This window comes from Ligilactobacillus animalis (assembly GCF_009933595.1).
GTDB lineage: Bacteria > Bacillota > Bacilli > Lactobacillales > Lactobacillaceae > Ligilactobacillus > Ligilactobacillus animalis.
The window spans coordinates 132787-151418 of the sequence record NZ_CP047141.1; the positions used below are offsets into that span (position 1 = coordinate 132787).

18 protein-coding genes are annotated in these 18632 nt (G+C 34.9%); 10 read left to right on the plus strand and 8 right to left on the minus strand.

Annotated elements, in window-relative coordinates:
* Nucleotide 1: 1 nt before the first annotated feature.
* Entirely contained in the window at nucleotides 2–1180 is a 1179-nt protein-coding gene (locus GSR62_RS00570; protein ID WP_066023688.1) for a hypothetical protein, read from the plus strand.
* 45 nt (nucleotides 1181–1225) lie between these two features.
* Here the strand turns inward: GSR62_RS00570 and GSR62_RS00575 are convergent, their stop codons facing one another.
* The 8 genes from GSR62_RS00575 to GSR62_RS00610 all read right to left on the minus strand — a co-directional run bounded on the left by GSR62_RS00575 (nucleotide 1226) and on the right by GSR62_RS00610 (nucleotide 9692).
* Nucleotides 1226–2263 carry a glycosyltransferase gene (locus GSR62_RS00575; protein WP_066023687.1) on the minus strand — a complete coding sequence of 346 codons (1038 nt, stop codon included), beginning with the start codon at nucleotides 2261–2263 and terminating at the stop codon, nucleotides 1226–1228.
* Nucleotides 2260–3258, minus strand: coding sequence for a glycosyltransferase family 2 protein (locus GSR62_RS00580; protein ID WP_066023686.1), 999 nt, complete (start codon nucleotides 3256–3258; stop codon nucleotides 2260–2262). Before GSR62_RS00580 ends, GSR62_RS00575 begins: the two co-directional genes overlap by 4 nt.
* A gap of 64 nt (nucleotides 3259–3322) precedes the next feature.
* On the minus strand, nucleotides 3323–3970 hold the full coding sequence (locus tag GSR62_RS00585) for a sugar transferase (protein WP_066023685.1): 648 nt from the start codon (nucleotides 3968–3970) through the stop codon (nucleotides 3323–3325).
* Between the two features lie 16 nt (nucleotides 3971–3986).
* Nucleotides 3987–4796 (minus strand): DUF4422 domain-containing protein, encoded by an 810-nt coding sequence (locus GSR62_RS00590; RefSeq protein WP_066023684.1) that lies wholly within the window; start codon nucleotides 4794–4796, stop codon nucleotides 3987–3989.
* Nucleotides 4797–4919: 123 nt separating this feature from the next.
* Nucleotides 4920–5795 (minus strand): beta-1,6-N-acetylglucosaminyltransferase, encoded by an 876-nt coding sequence (locus tag GSR62_RS00595; protein WP_066023748.1) that lies wholly within the window; start codon nucleotides 5793–5795, stop codon nucleotides 4920–4922.
* Nucleotides 5796–5886: 91 nt separating this feature from the next.
* Nucleotides 5887–7704 (minus strand): heavy metal translocating P-type ATPase, encoded by a 1818-nt coding sequence (locus GSR62_RS00600; protein ID WP_066023683.1) that lies wholly within the window; start codon nucleotides 7702–7704, stop codon nucleotides 5887–5889.
* Between the two features lie 285 nt (nucleotides 7705–7989).
* Nucleotides 7990–8853 carry a DegV family protein gene (locus GSR62_RS00605; protein WP_066023682.1) on the minus strand — a complete coding sequence of 288 codons (864 nt, stop codon included), beginning with the start codon at nucleotides 8851–8853 and terminating at the stop codon, nucleotides 7990–7992.
* Between the two features lie 119 nt (nucleotides 8854–8972).
* Nucleotides 8973–9692, minus strand: a complete 720-nt coding sequence (locus GSR62_RS00610) for a hypothetical protein (protein ID WP_066023681.1) — start codon at nucleotides 9690–9692, stop codon at nucleotides 8973–8975.
* Between the two features lie 282 nt (nucleotides 9693–9974).
* Here GSR62_RS00610 and GSR62_RS00615 point away from each other — a divergent pair, with 282 nt between their 5' ends.
* From GSR62_RS00615 to GSR62_RS00655, 9 genes are all read left to right on the plus strand, one after another.
* Nucleotides 9975–10487, plus strand: a complete 513-nt coding sequence (locus GSR62_RS00615) for a sigma-70 family RNA polymerase sigma factor (RefSeq protein ID WP_066023680.1) — start codon at nucleotides 9975–9977, stop codon at nucleotides 10485–10487.
* Nucleotides 10488–10683: 196 nt separating this feature from the next.
* Nucleotides 10684–11694 carry a glycosyltransferase family 8 protein gene (locus tag GSR62_RS00620; protein ID WP_066023679.1) on the plus strand — a complete coding sequence of 337 codons (1011 nt, stop codon included), beginning with the start codon at nucleotides 10684–10686 and terminating at the stop codon, nucleotides 11692–11694.
* 215 nt (nucleotides 11695–11909) lie between these two features.
* On the plus strand, nucleotides 11910–12896 hold the full coding sequence (gene rfbB, locus GSR62_RS00625; RefSeq protein WP_066023678.1) for a dTDP-glucose 4,6-dehydratase: 987 nt from the start codon (nucleotides 11910–11912) through the stop codon (nucleotides 12894–12896).
* Between the two features lie 90 nt (nucleotides 12897–12986).
* Nucleotides 12987–13745, plus strand: coding sequence for a YveK family protein (locus GSR62_RS00630; protein ID WP_066023677.1), 759 nt, complete (start codon nucleotides 12987–12989; stop codon nucleotides 13743–13745).
* Nucleotides 13746–13757: 12 nt separating this feature from the next.
* Nucleotides 13758–14483, plus strand: coding sequence for a CpsD/CapB family tyrosine-protein kinase (locus GSR62_RS00635; protein WP_066023676.1), 726 nt, complete (start codon nucleotides 13758–13760; stop codon nucleotides 14481–14483).
* Nucleotides 14484–14488: 5 nt separating this feature from the next.
* Nucleotides 14489–15268: a tyrosine-protein phosphatase gene (locus GSR62_RS00640; protein ID WP_066023675.1), complete on the plus strand. Its 780-nt coding sequence runs from the start codon at nucleotides 14489–14491 to the stop codon at nucleotides 15266–15268.
* An 86-nt stretch (nucleotides 15269–15354) separates the two neighbouring features.
* Nucleotides 15355–16458: a glycosyltransferase gene (locus GSR62_RS00645; protein WP_066023674.1), complete on the plus strand. Its 1104-nt coding sequence runs from the start codon at nucleotides 15355–15357 to the stop codon at nucleotides 16456–16458.
* Nucleotides 16451–17428: a glycosyltransferase family 2 protein gene (locus GSR62_RS00650; RefSeq protein WP_161517651.1), complete on the plus strand. Its 978-nt coding sequence runs from the start codon at nucleotides 16451–16453 to the stop codon at nucleotides 17426–17428. Before GSR62_RS00645 ends, GSR62_RS00650 begins: the two co-directional genes overlap by 8 nt.
* Nucleotides 17429–17441: 13 nt before the next feature.
* Nucleotides 17442–18617 carry an EpsG family protein gene (locus tag GSR62_RS00655; RefSeq protein ID WP_066023672.1) on the plus strand — a complete coding sequence of 392 codons (1176 nt, stop codon included), beginning with the start codon at nucleotides 17442–17444 and terminating at the stop codon, nucleotides 18615–18617.
* The last annotated feature ends 15 nt before the right edge of the window (nucleotides 18618–18632 follow it).

The window sequence follows — 18632 nt, forward strand, 5'->3', positions numbered from 1 at the left end:
AATGGAAAATATAGTTAATTATCGCGCAAAGATCCAGCAAAAGTTAACAACAAAATTTCCTGGGTTAAGTAATTGGTCATATTTAACGGCCTTAGCAATTTATATTTTAGCAACGTCTTTAAAAGGTACAATGCTGGTCAATTTTTTGATCACAGAGCGAGGGTTATTTTATCTTTCAGCTTTACCGGCAGCACTTGTTCTATTTAAAGTAACATTTTTAGATAATTATGATTGGAAGGAATATATAATTTTTATCCTACTAGAAATCATTTTATTCGCAGTAGGTACTAGTGCAAATGAATTCCAAATATTTTATCTGATGTTCTTTATTGTAGGTGCTAAAAATATCAATATTGATCGAATACTAAAGGTGTTCTTATGGGTCAATTTATTTGTTATCGCTCTAGCATTCTTCTTCTCAATGATGGGAAGCGTAAAAAATGTCATTATTACTAGAGGGGATTCTCCCGCTGTTAGATATGCCTTAGGGGCTGTTTATCCGACTGATCTGGCATCAAGGGTGTTCTTTATGATGATCGCATATGCAGTCTTGAAACGCTTTAAGTTTTCAATAGCGGAGTATGTATCGTATATTGCACTAACTCTTTTAACTTATATTGTTACAGATACGCGGATCGATCTAATGTTGATGTGTGTATTGATCGTTAGCATCGTTATTTATGGACGTTTCGATGCATTATTCAAGCATGTAAATGTTTATGTATTGTCGTTATTGAGCACAGCTTATGCGTTTTGTATCATCTTACTAGGTTATCTTTATACACCTAGAATAGGTTTACTAGAAAAAATCAATGGTTTTTTATCAGGAAGATTATTTTTTGAAAAAGTCGCTTTTGAAAATTATAATATACCTCTTTTAGGCCAATTTATCTACCAAAATGGCTTTGGTGGAGGTTTTAAAGTGTATGATTATTTCTATATAGATTCATCTTTTGTAAGAACACTGATGATGCATGGCTTGATCGTTTTTGTACTCATGCTATTACTGATTTGTCTATTGTTTGCCAAATTTAAGAAATTAAATCTGAATTATTGGATAATTTGTTTGATTTTAGTAGTTTTGACTTCTGGAATCGATCAACATCTTTGGGATATTTCATATAATTTTGTTTTCTTAGCTTTGATGGCAAATTTAAATGTAGAAGATAAACTAAATTAAAAATGGCGTTTCACTTGGTGATGCTGCGAGTGAAACGCCATTTTTTTAATTTACAAAGTTTTTTAAAGTAGCTTCAAAGTTATCAAAATATTTTTTGGGATAAAATGCTTGGATACTCTGCTTGATGGCTTGTTCAGTCAATTGAGTATGTTCTAAGTGTTCCATTTGTTCAACTAATTTAGAGACATCGTGTAGCGGATAGCTAAAGCCATTGATGCCAGTTTTCAATACATCATGATAGCCATTAAACTCACTACATATTACCGGTATACCATGGGCAATAGCTTCCAACATTATCATTGGTAGTCCTTCATAGGTTGATGTCATGAGTAGAGCTGTTGGCTTTTCTTTTATCTCATGCCAAAGCTCAGGGGTATATCCATGCCAAATTATCCGTTGATCAACATTCAGTTCTCGAGCATACTCTTGACAACGCTTGACATCTTCTCCAGTACCAAAGACATCTAGGGTTGCACTCTCAGTCTTGGAGATAGCATAAATCATTTCTTTTAGATTTTTTTGTCCTTCAAAAATAACTCGACCAGCATAAAAGAATTTTGGTAGAGGCGAATTTGATGTAGGAATAGATGTTGCTATAGGATCAATTGGATTGAAAATTAGACTTATTTTTTCGTCGGGTACGCCATAGCTCAATAATTGTTCTTTAATTGTAGAACTGATAGCCAGATGTCCATCAGCTAGTGGAACAGTAGTTTTAGCATTGAACATATCTTGATCATCAAGTGAAAAATGGATCCAAGATATTATTTTATACTTACGCTTGAAGATACTTCTTATTTTAGCGCCTAATTTTATCATCTTAGGGCTAAGTGAGATGAAGCAAGTATCCGCTGAAGCCAGTAAAAACTTTTTAGTGATTGTAAGTGGTTTGTTTATTTTGCCTGAACAAATACTGATCTGTATTCTAGGATCAAGTTTAGTTAAAAAGTTTTGTTGAGGTGGGGCATTAGTTAAGATGAGTTCGATCTTGTGATGTTCACAAAGTTGATTTAATACTTTAACTAAAACCGTTTCGGTACCACCAGTGCCAGAGAGTTCCATGCATAAAAATTTTAATTTCATGAGTTATTTTCCTTTTGTTCATTTTGTTTGATTCTAAGTTTAAATAGCAAGATCGCTAAAGAAGATAGATGTAATTTTAGGAATAACCCGGGAAGTAGATGAGGTGTCAGACATTGTTTTAGTGTGACCTGTTCAAGTGCTTTTTTAACTACTGGAGCAGTAATGACCTTATCTAATTCTGCTCTTTTTTGTTTATTAGAGGCAGGGTTACCTAGAGTATATATTAAGCGTACTGCGATAATATTAACTTGGATCAAAGTATAGCTTAAAAAACTTTGTTTAATTACTTGAGGTTGTGAGTCAATGAATTCTTCAGCAATATTTAGCGCATTTAGATAAGCTTGGATTTTTTTTGTATCAAAACTTCTAGTTGCGGATGGTGTATCGATCGTGTAGTGATATAAAACCAGTGCAGAAGTTGTTATCGACCCACAAGCAGCAGTATAACGGATCAGAAATTCACTGTCTTCTGACATAGTAAGTTCCTCATTGAAGTAGATATCGTTATCGATCAACAAGGAACGCCTAAAGAATTTCCCCCAAACAGTCATATAGTTAGTGGGTTTTTCAAGCATTCGACACCGAACGTCTAAACTATTGGATGATGGTAAAGTGAGGTCGACAGAGTGTTTTCCGTGTTCAAAGCTAAAAATCTGTAGATCGGCTGGCTTCTTTTTAGCTTGGCTCAAAGCCTTGGGAAGAGCGGATCTGAGATAGTGATCATCAGCATCTAAAAATGCGATCATTTGCCCGCGAGCATGTTTGATACCGGTGTTACGTGCGTGTCCAACGCCCCTTCCAGCGGTCAAAACACGTATTCGTTGATTCTGTAAAGCAAGTTGGTTAGCTAAGATCAAAGTATTATCTTTTGAACCATCGTCAATGATCAATACTTCATATGTTTGATCGATAATTGAATTTGTAACGCTTTCTACTGCTCGTTTTAAAGTTTTCTCTGAATTATATGCTGGGATTATAAATGAAATTAACGACATATACGACACATCCTTATAAAAATTTTTAAAAAAGGTGCATGCAAAAAGCATGCACCTTTAAGGATCAGTAGGCACTATTGGGTTTAAATAAAATCTTGATAGTCATAAAGAGAATCTTAATGTCAAACCAAATACTGCTTTTTTGAATATATTCTAAATCTAGTTGGACCATTTCATGAAAACCAACTGAATTTCTAACTGTAGCTTGCCAAAGACCAGAACAGCCTGGAACTACAAGGAGTCGTTGCATATCATAGTCAGTATATTCAGCAACTTCACTAGGTAACGGTGGACGAGGACCAACTAAGCTCATATCACCACGGACGACATTGAACAGTTGGGGCAATTCATCAATACTTGTCTTACGGATGAAATGGCCGATCTTTGTAATACGAGGATCATTTTTCATTTTAAACATGGGTCCGTCAACTTCATTTTGTTTTTTTAGTTCGGCTAAGCGTTTATCAGCATCAACATGCATTGAGCGAAATTTGAACATATCAAATTCACGTTGTCCTTTGCCGACACGCTTTTGTTTATAAAAAACAGGACCATGGTCTTCTAATTTTATCAAGAGTGCTACAACTAGGAAAAGTGGACTCAAAATGATCAAACCACAAAGACTAGCTATAAAATCAAAAATACGCTTGATTATGTGATAGGTTATTTTTTTAGCAAGCTTATCTTGATCGATTATTATTTTTTGCTTCAATACCTTCACTCCAACATTAAAAACTATTTTCGTATCGCTGATGGAAGAATTTTGCTTTTAAGAAAGATGTTCCTTTTTTCCACCAGTTGACCCCTTCAACGTAAACAAGGGGTAATTCTTTGATTTGTGTAGGAGAAATATTTCCCCATTTGATTTGTTGTTGCAACCAAACATTAAAGATTATTTCGCTAACTCGACCGTAAAATCTTTGCTGGAAGGCGGATAACTCAGTCGAGCCCATTTTCTTTTCGAGCTCGAATAGGATATCAAATAGCCAAGTACAGTATTGATCCATCAAGTCTTTTTTCATGATAGCCATGTTAAACATGTAACCAGAGGTTTTGCCTAAAACTTCATCGTATGTAGCTAAGTAATCAGGATATTTTTCACTGATTATTTCGCGAGTGGCATCCAGCTGGTTTGAATAGTGAGTGTGCTCATAATGTGAATACAAGGTTTCAATATAGTAATGTCTTTTTTTAGGAAGTAAGACACTGTATTGATCTAACATTGGGAGCAATTCATTACTTTTGATGACCCAATTGAGCCGCTCTTTACCATGACGGTGTTTGGAACCAAAATGGCGACGGTAGTGGGCTAATCCAATGTAATCAGTGTCTAGATTTTTCCAAGCCCAATATAGGCCGGTCAATTCACTATAGCTATCATTTTTTTGAGAGATGTTTTCTCCCAAATTATCTTTTTGGTAACCCAAGTCAATATCTGGATGTAATGCAGCACCTACATGCAATGGGAGATACATTTCATCATTAGGCATTGCATACTTTTTGTGGGTTGCAACGACTATTTTAACTTTATTTTCCAAAAGGTTTCTCCTAATCTATAACTCATCATTAGTATTAAAGTAAAGATAATACTACCCATACTAATATAGCACAAATTGAAAAAAATTTCTTTAAAAATTACTAGTCATGTAGTCGGATAAAAGCTAGTTTTTATTAGCTTTATCGAGTATCTCGATCAAGTTATGTGAATACTCTTTTTCAAATTTCCGTGCAAAGAAATAATCGTTTGTCAAAATAGCATCCAAGTCATGCTCGTCTAGGATCGCTGGATAACTGTTATGTTGTCTTTCCCATTTAATATAGCGGTGATGATCATTAATGATCCTTTCTCTATATTCTGGGGAGTTGCATAGAATAGTTTGCATCCAAAATTCATCTGAGAAGCAACCAGTCTGCAGCATTTTTTGTAAATTAGGATGTGATTCGAGATATTCAACACAATAATTAGCTGCATCTCGGGGAAGATCGACCCAATTTGCACCGGCATAGATCTCAAGATCAATACCTAATTTTTTAAATTTATCAATTCTAAGTAAAGTTTGCCCTAAGAGTAGCGCACGGTGGTAAAATTTGCCAAAGAAAGTTCGGCGATTGATCTGATCATAGTTGAAGTAATATTTTTGCCACCAAATGATAGGTTCACCTGATTTTTTGACCTCGGAAGCTTTTTCGTAAGTCATATAGATCTTAGTGTCATTTTCAAATCGTTGATACAGATCATCGACATTTTGAGTGATCCAATCTTGACCAGATATCACATGAAGATATGAGATGTCTGGGTCAGATAAAGCTAGTTTCATTAAACGAACAGTGGCTTCACCGATACTCCAACTTCCCCAATTAACTGCTACTTCGGATATATATTGGATATTATGATCTACTAGACTAGATAGCTCTGTTGCAGTGATATTCATTTTTTTATCAAAATGGATATATACTTTAAAAGAACGATTAAGTTTTAACGCTAATTTTTTTACTTGTGGAAAATTTTTGTGGGCAAGGATCAAAATAGCTTGCATAGTAAGTTTTTTTGCCAAAAAGGCAGTCCTTTCTTTTTTATTCATTATCTATCTTAGCCATATCTATATTAAAAAACAAGTTGTAGAAAAGCTACAACTTGTTTGCATATTTCTCATGGGAATAGCGAGCCCGTAAGCCCCAAAGGATCGAAACGGTGTCGATGACTTCTTGAAACATTGCGCCTACGATCGCGGGGATCCACCCGGTGCTGGCAACTAACATTAAGAAGACACAGATGAAGATCCCGATCAACACAGCTTGACGTGCAATGCGTAAAGTATCTTGGGCGATCTCAACTGCTTTAGCGACTTTTAGCAGGTCATCTTTTAAGATCACGACATCAGCTGATTCACTGGCTGCTGTAGCTCCATGGGCCCCCATAGCGATCCCGACATCAGCGACGGTCAATGAAGGTGCATCGTTGACTCCATCACCGACCATGATGACCGGATGTTCACTTTCAGGTACTGTCTTTAAAGCCTGGATCTTTTCTTCAGGCAATAATTTTGCCCTGACATCATCGATCCCGACTTCTTTAGCGATCGTTTGGGCAATAGCTTGTTGGTCACCAGTTAACATCATCAAGTGTTTAACTCCATGGTCGCGTAAAGCTTGCATCGTTTGCGCAGCTTCGGGACGTAATTTATCGATAAAGGTGATCACTCCGATGTATTGGTCGTTTAAACTGATATAGACACAAGTTTGCGTCGTTTCAGCGATCTTGGCTGTTGGAGCCACAAATGAAGCCTTTCCGACTTTGACGGTCTGACCAGCGATCTGTGCAGTGACCCCGTTACCTGTAACTTCAGATAATTGCTGAACTTCTAATAACTTGACCTCATGTTTAACAGCATAATTGAGCAATGAACGGGCTAGGATATGACCTGAAGATTGTTCGGCACTAGCTGCATAACCTAAAAGCTCTTCTTTGGTCGTACCGGCCACGGGTTTGATCTGATCGACAAAGAGTCGACCGCTGGTGATCGTACCGGTCTTATCAAAGGCGGCTGTTTTGGCTGTGGCCATCTTTTCCAAGACGTTCCCAGTTTTGACCACGATCCCGTTACGTGACGAACGGCTCATCCCGGACACCAAAGCCACTGGAGCAGCTAAGATCAACGGACAAGGTGAAGCTACGACCAAAACTTCGGCAAAGCGCACAGGATCTTTGGAAACAAACCAAGCGATCCCAGCGATCACAAAGGCGATCCCAGTAAATGGAACGGCATAGCGGTCAGCCATTCGGACAAAATGAGCGGGTGTGCTGTCGGCTTGTTTGACTAATTGGATCAAGCGCTGATATTGACTATCTTTAGCGAGTTTATCAACTGTCATCGTTACTGCAGAATCACCATTGATCGAACCAGAATAGATAGTATCGCCGATATTTTTAGTGATTGGTCTAGATTCACCGGTCAAGCTCGATTCATCAAACATGCTACTGCCTTTGATGACATGGCCATCGACTGGGACTGTCTCGCCGGGTTTGACGACCAATTGATCGCCGATATTAGCTTCATCGACTTTGATATCGATAAGTTTGTCAGCTACGACCTTGTGAGCAGTCTGGGGTGAATTGTCGAGTAGGGCTTTTAATTCGGTATGAGCTTTTTTAGAAGCATAGTCTTCGAGCGAATCTCCACCGACTAACATGATCAAAACGATCATCGCTGCCCAATATTGGCCGACAGCAAGTGTCGCAGCGACCGCAGTGATCGCTAGGAGATCGACACCATAGCTGCCTGAGCGTAATGTTTTGATCATTTCTTTTAACATGGATAAGGCGATCAAAGTCCCGGTGGTAGTAATGATGATCTGCGCGACTAAACTAAGGCCAAAGCCAAATTCTAAGATCGCTGAGACCACCGCGATCGCAATGATCAAGCCCAATTTTGTTGAATGTTTCATAATTAACATCCCCTCGTAAAAAATAATTTCAGTTCTACTTTACTTAAACCGTAACACCAAAAATAACTAAAGTAAATTAGAATCGTTCTAAATAATAATGGTTCTCAATTAGCGGGGATAAAACCTTGATTTAATAGGGTTTGTGTATTCAGGTAAAAAAAGTGTAATTGAAAAAGGTTATCAATTAGAAGGCTCGATGTATAAAAAGGCATAAAATGTATATTGATACAAAAAAACAGCCACCCAATACATATGTATCGGCTGGCTACTTTTATCTATATGGTATTAAGCATCAGTTTTTTCAGGCTTTTCTGCCAAAGTGATCACACCCACGGCATTCAAACCAGTATGCGTCATGATGATCGGACTGGTCAAACGAGCTAGATAACTGGCATCGCTATTTTCTGGTAAGATCGTTTCTTTGATCTTTTCCAAAAATTCAGGATCAGTCCCGACATTTGAAAGCGAAAGAGCTTGGATCGGATTATCTTTGTGTTGTTCTGCTAATTCTTTGCAATGCTTGATAAAAGTTTTACGACTGCGGCCTTTTGTGAAGACATCAAGGCTGTGTTCATTTAAGCGGACAATGATCTTCAAGTTGATCAATTTTGTCAAGGCCCCGGCAAAGCGACTCACACGCCCACCAGCAACCAAACAATCGAGATTATCGACTAACACATCAACTGTAGTCCGTGAATAGATATCAGCACAGTGTTCTTTGATCTCTGCGATGGTTTTGCCTTCACGGGCGTCTTTAGCAGCAGCTAGAACTTGGAAAGCTAGCCCACGGTCCGTTGATTTACTGTTGATCACGGTAACGTCAGCATCTGACATGTCAGCAGCACTAAGCGCTGTTTCAAACGTACCGCTCAAAACATCGGAAATCAAGATCGCTAAGACTTGGCTTCCGTCTTTACCTAATTCATTGAAGGTATCGATGAACCGTCCCATCGCTGGTTGACTTGTCTTAGGGATGTTACCCTTACGTAATTGTTCCACGAGTTCTTCACGGCTGATATCCTCACCATCAATGTAGTTCTTACCGTTTACTTCCACTGATAGGGGGATGATCGTAATGTTATTTTCTTTTATTTCTTCAGGTGTCAATTGGACAGATGAATCCGTAACGATTTTGATCGGTTTTGTCATAGTATATTTAACTCCTTGGATCAAGCTCTATAATATTAATCATTTCCATTATATTATAACTTTTATGGCTTGTGAACCAATAAGAAATAGGATCCAAGTCTAGCAAAATCAACTGTTTTTTAGAGATGGTCGTATTTTTGCCTGAGATGATCTTTAATGAGTTTAGCTTCATTTTCCGTTGTGATCCCGTGTTCACGATAGATCAAGCTGATGATCATCAATAAGTAATCATCAAAGAGCGTGGCCAGTGAAAATGTACGCTCGAGTTGTTCATCTAAATAATAGAGAGGTGTAGTCTTAGTAGTCAGGTCAAAAGCACTACTTAGCTCATGGATGAGTTGGCGCAGGCGACAATAGATGGTAGCAGTTGTTTTCAAGTTACAAAGATAGGTCTTTTTATTGATAGGCAAGATAAAACGAGTCTTAGGATCGTGGTCAAAGATAATAGCGATGTGGGTGGGATCGACAAAATAGTTGTAATCGACGTGATCGAGTCTGAGCCAGCTAGTTGGATGGCGAGTGTAGCCACTTAGCGGGACGAGTAAGATCTTTCCCCAACGTAAGGTAGTTTTAGCAAGGGGGCTGATAAGGCAACGAGCCAGTAAAAGCCCAACTGGTTGGCGTTTGATAAATTGATTGACTAGACGGGTGGATTCCTTGTCACTGATGATGACTCCGCGTTTGGCGTCTAAGATCAAGGAGCGACAATTTTTGAGCCCAAGATCATGACAATCCCAGATCAAAAGCGAGGTCTGCGCATCTAAAATTGCATCAGCATCAAAATATCCTTGACGATAGAGCGCATGTACGCCATTTAGGTCTAGAAAGACGGTTTCCATAAAAATTCTCCTCCTAAAAATTAAGTGAATTTACACAAAATTCAAGTTATTTCAGTACTTCAAAGTTATTTGGAAGTATTTTTCAAACTATGAAAAAATTCATTTGTGCTATAGTAGCTGATGAATAGTTCGGACTCCAGCATAACAGGCTTTATGCGGAGTAAAAAAGCTACATGCAGGATTTTGTCGTTGAGATGCAGGTTTTGTTTGATATGATCTGGTCGTATGCTAAAAACAGTTTAGGGCCCTAGACCAAACTTTTAAGTAAGGGAAGTCTAGTTGATGTATGAAACAGGATTTGCATTTTTGTTGCAAGCAGAACATGAGAAAGTTATCTACGGTGTATTGAAGCGTTTGAATGTATCCCGCCAAAACCCCGCTTATGAAGATCTAGTGGTCGAGGGGCAGATCGCTTTTGCTCAGGCTTATTGTATTTATTGTCAAACACATGACAGTGTTACAGAGAAAGTAGTAATGCCTTATCTCTATCAGAAGGTCAAGTGGCGTCTGTTAGACCTATTGCGCAAGCAGACGCGAACTAAGCAGAGGGAATGTGGGTTACCAGAGAATGCTGATGAACTATGGATAGCTGTGAATTGTCAAAATGATGATGTTATTGTAAGAGATTTATTGGAAAGACTATGGAACTTATGTACACCAAAAGAACGTAAATTTTTAGAACTACAGCTGTATTCTAACTTAAGTTTAGTAAAAACAGCCAAAATATTGGAAATTAGTCGAAAAACGGTGTATAACTACAAGGGGGGTATTCTACGTAAATTAGATTCATTGTAAAATGCATATAAAAATTATACATATTATTTTATTTGGTCGTTAATAATGTTTCGTAGCCTAATGTCAACCTAGGTAATAAAATTTAAAGTTTAGTTACTTAATTTGAAATAGTCTAATTACTACTTAGCCATATAGATGGTGGCTATTTAGCTTAGTTGGGTAGTTAAATAAGAGATAGTTTTACAAGGGAGCATAGATGGAAGATTTTGCATACAATATAGTATACGCTGTAAATAATGATTTTTGTGAGGTTATGGGTGTCTCTATTGCATCATTGCTAGAAAATAATAGTGAAATTTTGAAGAACCTAAGAATCACCATATTATCAAGTAATATTATAGATGAAAACAAGAAGAAAATTGAGCAAATTTTTATAAAATTTGGGGCAGCTACTCCAAGATGGGTTGATGCTACTGATACAGAAACTAGGTTGAGATATAGGGTGACTCTTGATAGGGGATCCATATCACAGTACTCGCGTCTATTCATAGATGGAATTTTTGATAATTCAGTTTCAAGAGTATTATACTTAGATGCTGATACAGTCATTGAAAATTCTATTAAGGAGTTATGGGATCTAGATTTAGAAGGTAACACAATAGGGGCATTAAAGGATGCTTTTAGTAAATACTATAGGAAAAATGTAGGTCTAGAGGAGAATGACATAATGTTTAATTCTGGGGTGATGTTAATTGATGTACAGAAATGGAGAGAAAGAAATGTTGAAAAAAGATTATTAGATTTTATTGCTAATCATAGGGGATATATTCAACAGGGAGATCAGGGAGTATTGAATGGTGTTCTCAGTAAGGAAACGTATCCGTTAAAACCTAGATACAACCTAATTTCAGCATTTAGTATGTTTTCATACAAACAGATGATTCTATATAGAAAGCCGGTTGCTTGTTACTCAGAGAATGAAGTGACCGCAGCGGTGAAAGATCCAGTAATTATACATTATACTAGTAACTTTTTTTCTGACAGGCCTTGGTATGAGGGGTGTAACACGAAGTATGCCAAAAAATGGGTAGAGTATAGAAATTTAACGCCTTGGCAAAATAATAAACTAAGACCCCCTAACAAGAGTTTGCTTTCAAGAATTTATAATGTACTACCAGGTACCGTAGGGTTAAGATGTGCATCTATTTTTCAAGCGTATTTAAGACCTCTAAAAAATAGATTTATAATTCTAATACGTGGATTCTGAATGTAGTATTACATAAGATTATTAGATTATATTTGTAAAGAAGAAATAGGCTAAAAAAGTTATGTGGAGAAGTGTGGTGTTATTTTAGAACCCTGTTAGAAGTTATAGGATTTACATGCATAAAAAGAATGTGAATTTCTAGAGTAAAGGACTGTGTGTTAACTTAATACTAGTGGGAACGCTAAAAAGCATCGTATGGAAGGGATACTAACCTGATGAAAAACTTACTTGTAACAGGCGGTGCCGGCTTTATCGGTAGTAACTTTGTCCGCTATATGCTCGAAAAATATCCTGAATATAAGATCGTTAACTTAGATCTATTGACCTATGCTGGTAATATTCATAATTTAGATGATCTAAAGGACAACACTAATCATGTCTTTGTTCACGGCAATATTACAAACCGTGAATTGGTCGAACATTTAGTAAAAGAACATGATATCGATACGATCGTAAACTTTGCAGCTGAAAGTCATGTTGACCGTTCGATCTTGCATCCAGAAGTTTTCGTAGAAACAAATGTGCAAGGTACATTGGCACTCTTGCATGTAGCTAAGACAATGGGCTTAGAAAAATACTTGCAAGTTTCGACTGATGAAGTTTATGGTACTTTGGGTAAGGAAGGTTACTTCAGTGAAACTACACCGTTAGCACCTAACTCACCATATTCAGCAAGTAAGGCTTCTGCTGATCTGTTAGTTCGTGCTTACTATGAAACTTATGGTCTGAATGTGAATATCACACGTTGCTCAAACAACTACGGGCCATATCAATTCCCTGAAAAATTGATCCCATTGATGACATCAAATGGAATGGATGGTAAGAAATTACCGATCTATGGGGATGGTAAAAATATCCGCGATTGGCTTCATGTCTACGATCACTGCCAAGCAATCGACTTTGTTTTACATAAGGGTCGCAAGGGTGAAGTTTATAATGTCGGTGGACATAATGAACGGACAAATAATGAGATCGTGCACTTGATTGTTGAACAACTTGGTTTAGGTGAAGATACAATTGAATATGTTGCTGATCGTTTGGGTCACGACCGTCGTTATGCGATCGACCCAACAAAAATCGAAACTGAACTCGGTTGGAAGCCAAAATATACTTTTGATACAGGTATCGTTGAAACTGTTGATTGGTATTTAAATAATGAAGACTGGTGGCGCCCACTAAAAGAACGTGCAGCCTTGAAGTAAATAATGATAAGGAAATAAAAAGTTTTGAACTATGTAGTGTAGTAAATTACTGAGTAGTTTAAAAGATAATAATTTTTTAGGAGAATATTAATGAGTGAACAAACCAATAATACAGTTGATTTAAATAGAATTTTTTCAATTTTAAGAGCTAATTTGTTAAACATAGTTTTGTGTGCAGTTGTGGGAACAGTTATTGCGCTAATTGTGTCTTATTTTTTTGTAACTCCAAAATATAGTTCTACAATTGATTTATTAGTAAGTCAAAAAGATACAAATACTCAGACTCAGTATACAGCCCAACAAGCAGATTTGCAGGCAATTAATACGTACAAGGATGTATTGAAAAAATCAATAATTTTAACACCTGTTTTAAAGAAAATACGTGAAAATGTGAATTATCAAGGTGATTTATCTGATTTACAAAGCTCAGTTGATATATCTAATCAAACAAATTCACAAGTTATTAGTGTAACGGTAACTGATAAAAATGCATATATAGCTGCTGATATAGCAAATGAAATTGGAACAATTTTTACAGAAAAAATAAAAAAAATGATGAAAATTGACAATGTGACAGTTGTAAATAAAGCAACTGTAAACCTAACACCTGTTTCTCCAAATAAAAAATTAAATGTATTAATTGGACTACTATTAGGTAGTCTTATTGGAATCTGTATTTCCTTGATCAAAGAATTATTAGATACGACTGTTAAAGATAGTAATTTTTTAAGGGAAGAATTGGATTTAATAAATTTAGGATTTATTTATCATATAGATAACGGAAATAAGGATTATCGTGTTGTTGAAGTTATTACAGATACAAGTCATGAAGAAGATAGACGAATTTAGGAGAAGGGTCAAATGAAATTTTTTAAAACAAAAAAGCAACTGGATGTTAATAGCATGGAAAACGGTGTTCAAATGATAACAGTAACGGCACCTAATTCTACAAATACTGAGCAATTTAATACAATTCGAACGAATATTGAATTTTCAAATATAGATAAACAATTAAAATCAATTGTATTGACATCTTCTTCGGCTTCTGAAGGAAAATCAACGATGGCAGCAAATTTAGCGGTCTCATTTGCAAGACAAGGTAAAAAAGTATTGCTTATAGACTCTGATTTACGTAGACCAACTATTGGAGCCACATTTAATATTATAAATCCGATTGGCTTGACAAATTATCTAACTGAGCAATCAGTCTCTGTAAATGATATTTTTTATAAAACATCTATTGATAAATTGTATATTATTCCAAGTGGCCCTATTCCACCTAACCCATCGGAGTTAATTGGATCAAAAAAAATGAAAAAGCTGATAAAAATGCTAGAAGACGCGTTTGACTTAATTATCTATGATGCACCGCCAGTACTATCCGTTACTGATGCACAGATTTTATCAACAAAAGTAGATGGTACGATTATTGTAGTTAGGGTAAATAAGACGGAAAAAGAGGCTGTTAAGCAAGCTGTTGAATTAATTAAACATGTTAATGGGAAAATTATTGGAACTATTTTAAATGATGTCGTTGGAGAGTCGAATGGCTATTATGGATATTACGGGAAAAATGATAAAAGATAAGGAAGATGTGTATGTCTAATCTAGTTGATTTACATTGTCATATTTTACCGGGAGTAGATGACGGCTCTCCGGATTTAGAACACTCACTAAAGCTAGCATATCAAGCTGTAGCTGATGGGGTAACACACATTTTAGCTACACCACACCATTTGGATAAAAATTATGTTAACCATCATAAATCAGTTATTAAAAAGACTGCAGAATTTCAATCTGCCTTATGTGAGAGAAAAATACCTTTAAAAGTTTTTCCAGGACAAGAAATTCATATAAATGGTAACTTGTTGAGTAACTATGATGATTTTTTAGGTACAGATATTAAGAAAAAATACATATTACTAGAGTTACCTCATGGGGATGTGCCAGCGTATACTGATAGGATTATTTTCGAATTAAGGAAAAGGGGAACAACACCTGTAATAGTTCATCCAGAGCGTAATTTAAAAATTCAAAGTGATCAAAATATTTTGTATGATCTTGTACAAAAAGGAGCTTTAGCACAATTAACAGCAACTAGTTATATGGGAGGTTTTGGAGAACATGTAGCAAATATTTCGAAAAGTTTGATTTCTCATGGATTGATTCATGTCGTTGCTTCAGATGCACACGTGTTACCCGGACGAAATTTTGTCTTAAGGGAATCAATAAATGAAATTACTAAAGAATTTGGTAGGCAACAAAGTCAATTTTTTAAGTACAATGCAGAATGTTTACTTAACGGTATTGAAATAGTTCGACAACCATATAGCCCTATTATTAAGAGAAAGAAACGTTTTTATATATTTTAGTAGAGTAGTTGTTTATAGATATAGAGTAATATCAAATATATTGATTTGAATGTAGAAGTATTTGGGACAGTGGAGGCATATCATACATGGTTAGAAGGATATTACACTTTGAGATGACAGATAATATAGGTGGAATTGAAACTTTTATTATAAATATGTATAAAAATATGGATCCAAATGATATTAGGTTTGATGTTATAACGACTAGTCGAGATAAAATACCATTTGAGGAGAAGTTGAGAGAGAAAAATTCAAATATTTATCATATATCATCGCCTAAAAATATATATCTATATGTAATGGAAATTATACGTATAATACGGAACAATAACTATGATATTATACATATTCATAAAAATTCTTTAGTAAATATTATTCCAATAATTATTGCATATAAGATTAATGGTAGTCGAGTTATTGTTCATGCACATAATACAGCTCCTACTAAGGGAAATTTTAAATTTTTGCATTATATCAATAGGTGGTTACTCAAAAGTATGAATATACGAAGAGTGGCATGTTCTAGAAAAGCAGCAAAATGGATATTCAATACAGATATTTCTGATCAAGTATTGATTATTCCGAATGGGATAAAGCTGGAGCAATACGCTAGAGATAAAATAATTAGAGAGAAAATACGAAGAAAATATAGTTTAGATAGTGACGATATACTAATTGGAAATGTTGGTAGATTAACTAAACAGAAGAATCAAGAATATCTTATAGAATTGCTTGAGAAACTTGATGAAAAATTTAAGTTGATTATTATTGGTGATGGTAAGCTAAGAAGTACTTTAATTAGTAGTGCAAAAAGGAGAAAAGTTTTAGAGCGGATAATATTTACGGGAACTGTACAAAATGTGAATGACTATTTACAAGCGTTAGATATATTTGTAATGCCGTCATTGTTTGAAGGGTTACCTATTGCTGGTATTGAAGCTCAAGCTATGGGGATTCCTGTTCTCGTATCAGATGCGGTTTCAACCGAACTGAAGCTAACATCAAATATTGAATATTTGAATTTATCTAACAAGAAACAGTGGATAAACCATATAAAAAAATCTGTAGGGAAAGTTAACCATGAATCGATTAAACAAATAAAGGAAAATGGATATGACATCAGTCAAACAAGAATTAAATTAAGACAATTATACAATAAGATACTAGTGGGGAATAATGATTGTGAGTAAAGTTAGTGTAGTAATACCCAATTATAATGCTGAAAGATATATTGAAATATGTTTAGAATCAATAAAAAAAAATAAAAGTGAGCTAGAGATCATTATTATTGATGATGGATCAACTGATGGTTCACGTAAAAAATTGAGTAAATTATCAAAAGAAGATTCGAGAATAGTTGTTGAATATCAAGCAAATATGAATGCGTCTGTTGCAAGAAATAGAGGAATGGATTTAGCTACTGGCCAATACATTATATTTGTTGATGCAGATGATATTCTGGAAGCAGGAGCAATTGATTTGATGGTTGAAAGTATGGAAGAGTATCAAGTTGATTTAGTGATAGGGAATCATATTTTAGTGGATAAATCAGGTGAGTTAATTAATAAAAGTGATGATTTTATAGAAAAAAGTTATATAGAAAAGAATCCAATGAATCTGGTTGATAAAGTTCCGAATCCACCAAATAAACTTTATAAATTGGAAATAATTAGGGAAAATGGTATATCTTGGGGGAACGTTAGAATTGGACAAGATATTAATTTTTATCTAAAATATTTGTTGTTTTGCAAAAATGTAGCACTATTAAGTAATGTGGTTTATAGTTGGCGAATTCTATCTAGTAGTATGAGTCATAAGCCATCTCTTAAGATTTTAGATATTGTGAATTCATTTGAAAATATACGAAATTATTATATTTTAATGGATAGAGAGAAATTATACGTAGAGTACATACAATGCATAGAGTTTGAACACTACAATCGTCAAATGGAAAAACAAAAGTATTTCCAGGATAAAGCACAGAGAAAATTTATAGTGTCGTATTTTTTATATTTTTTAAAAAGAATAATGTCACAAGGAATAAAAAAAAGTGTAAACTTTCCTAATTATAAAAGACGGTATTTTACATGTAAAATAAAATTAACATGTAAATCTCTATATGCATCAAAGTTATATAGTCATATGATGAAAAATAGATAGGGGATGTTATCAAGTGATCATTTATATTTTGATGTTTATTTGCTCGTTGTTTTTTATCTACATAGGCGAGCAATTAGATGTGGAAAAAAATTTAAAAAAAACTGCAGTATTGGCGGGAAACGTAGTATTCTATGTACCAAGTATCATCAAAATGACAACAATAGGTGGGATATATTTACTTGCTATATTGCTCCCTAGTTTCTTAGCAGGATATAGAGATTATACAATTGGAACTGATGTTTTAGTGTATGGAAATATTTGGTTCCACAATGCGATACTATCAAATAATTTTTGGAATTATATAGAATGGGCTAATAATAGTTCAATAGGTGTATTGTATGCAACGTTTAATTATGTAGTATCTAGATTTACATCTAATGTTCATATTTTTTACTTCTGGTATAGTTTTGTTGAAACTGCGCTAGTCTTGATGACACTACGCAAGAATAGGATCGATATAGTGTTAGGAATGTCAACATACTATTTTTTGTTCTTCAATTTAACATTGAATATATTAAGACAAAGTTTAGCAATGATAGTTATTGTATGGGGATTTAACTATGTTACTGAAAAGAAATTATGGAAGTATTTGTTAATTGTTTTGATCGCAAGTGGTTTTCATAGTACTGCAATGATAGCAATTATCATCTATCCACTATACTGGATTGCGAATAATAGAGAAAAATTACTGAATGTATTTGTACTAAGTGTATGTGTGCTGTTCATTGTGTTTTCTGAAAAATTAACAGTGATTGCTTTAAATATTGGAATGTTGAATGAACGATATTCTAGTTATTTGATGAACTCAAATATTAGAGGGGGCTTTTTTGCACATTTATTATTTTGTTTGCCGATACTAATTCTATATCTAACAGCAAAAAATAACACTGGTGATAGTAGAGATAGTCAGAGATATAATGGATTTAGACTAATAGTAGCATTCACGACTGTTTTAAGTGGTTTGAACTTGAAATATGTGTATTTGAGCCGAGTTACTCAATATTTTGATTTTTTGTTTTTACTAGCTGTTCCATATATAGGGAATAGGTGTTATGTGAAAATAGGTAGATATAGGAATACGGTAGTAACAAAATTACTAATATATATATATCTAATTACATATTGGATTATTATTTATGGGGTACAAAATTCTGGTGAGACTGTTCCATATATTTGGAATTTTAACTAAAGAACACGGGAGATA

Bases quoted from the DNA above. Each gene is read 5' to 3' on its own strand.
- GSR62_RS00570 (WP_066023688.1), top strand. From the start codon at position 2: ATGGAAAATATAGTTAATTATCGCGCAAAGATCCAGCAAAAGTTAACA.
- GSR62_RS00575 (WP_066023687.1), bottom strand. From the start codon at position 2,263: ATGAAATTAAAATTTTTATGCATGGAACTCTCTGGCACTGGTGGTACC.
- GSR62_RS00580 (WP_066023686.1), bottom strand. From the start codon at position 3,258: ATGTCGTTAATTTCATTTATAATCCCAGCATATAATTCAGAGAAAACT.
- GSR62_RS00595 (WP_066023748.1), bottom strand. From the start codon at position 5,795: ATGCAAGCTATTTTGATCCTTGCCCACAAAAATTTTCCACAAGTAAAA.
- GSR62_RS00600 (WP_066023683.1), bottom strand. From the start codon at position 7,704: ATGAAACATTCAACAAAATTGGGCTTGATCATTGCGATCGCGGTGGTC.
- GSR62_RS00605 (WP_066023682.1), bottom strand. From the start codon at position 8,853: ATGACAAAACCGATCAAAATCGTTACGGATTCATCTGTCCAATTGACA.
- GSR62_RS00610 (WP_066023681.1), bottom strand. From the start codon at position 9,692: ATGGAAACCGTCTTTCTAGACCTAAATGGCGTACATGCGCTCTATCGT.
- GSR62_RS00615 (WP_066023680.1), top strand. From the start codon at position 9,975: ATGTATGAAACAGGATTTGCATTTTTGTTGCAAGCAGAACATGAGAAA.
- GSR62_RS00620 (WP_066023679.1), top strand. From the start codon at position 10,684: ATGGAAGATTTTGCATACAATATAGTATACGCTGTAAATAATGATTTT.
- rfbB (WP_066023678.1), top strand. From the start codon at position 11,910: ATGAAAAACTTACTTGTAACAGGCGGTGCCGGCTTTATCGGTAGTAAC.
- GSR62_RS00630 (WP_066023677.1), top strand. From the start codon at position 12,987: ATGAGTGAACAAACCAATAATACAGTTGATTTAAATAGAATTTTTTCA.
- GSR62_RS00635 (WP_066023676.1), top strand. From the start codon at position 13,758: ATGAAATTTTTTAAAACAAAAAAGCAACTGGATGTTAATAGCATGGAA.
- GSR62_RS00640 (WP_066023675.1), top strand. From the start codon at position 14,489: ATGTGTATGTCTAATCTAGTTGATTTACATTGTCATATTTTACCGGGA.
- GSR62_RS00645 (WP_066023674.1), top strand. From the start codon at position 15,355: ATGGTTAGAAGGATATTACACTTTGAGATGACAGATAATATAGGTGGA.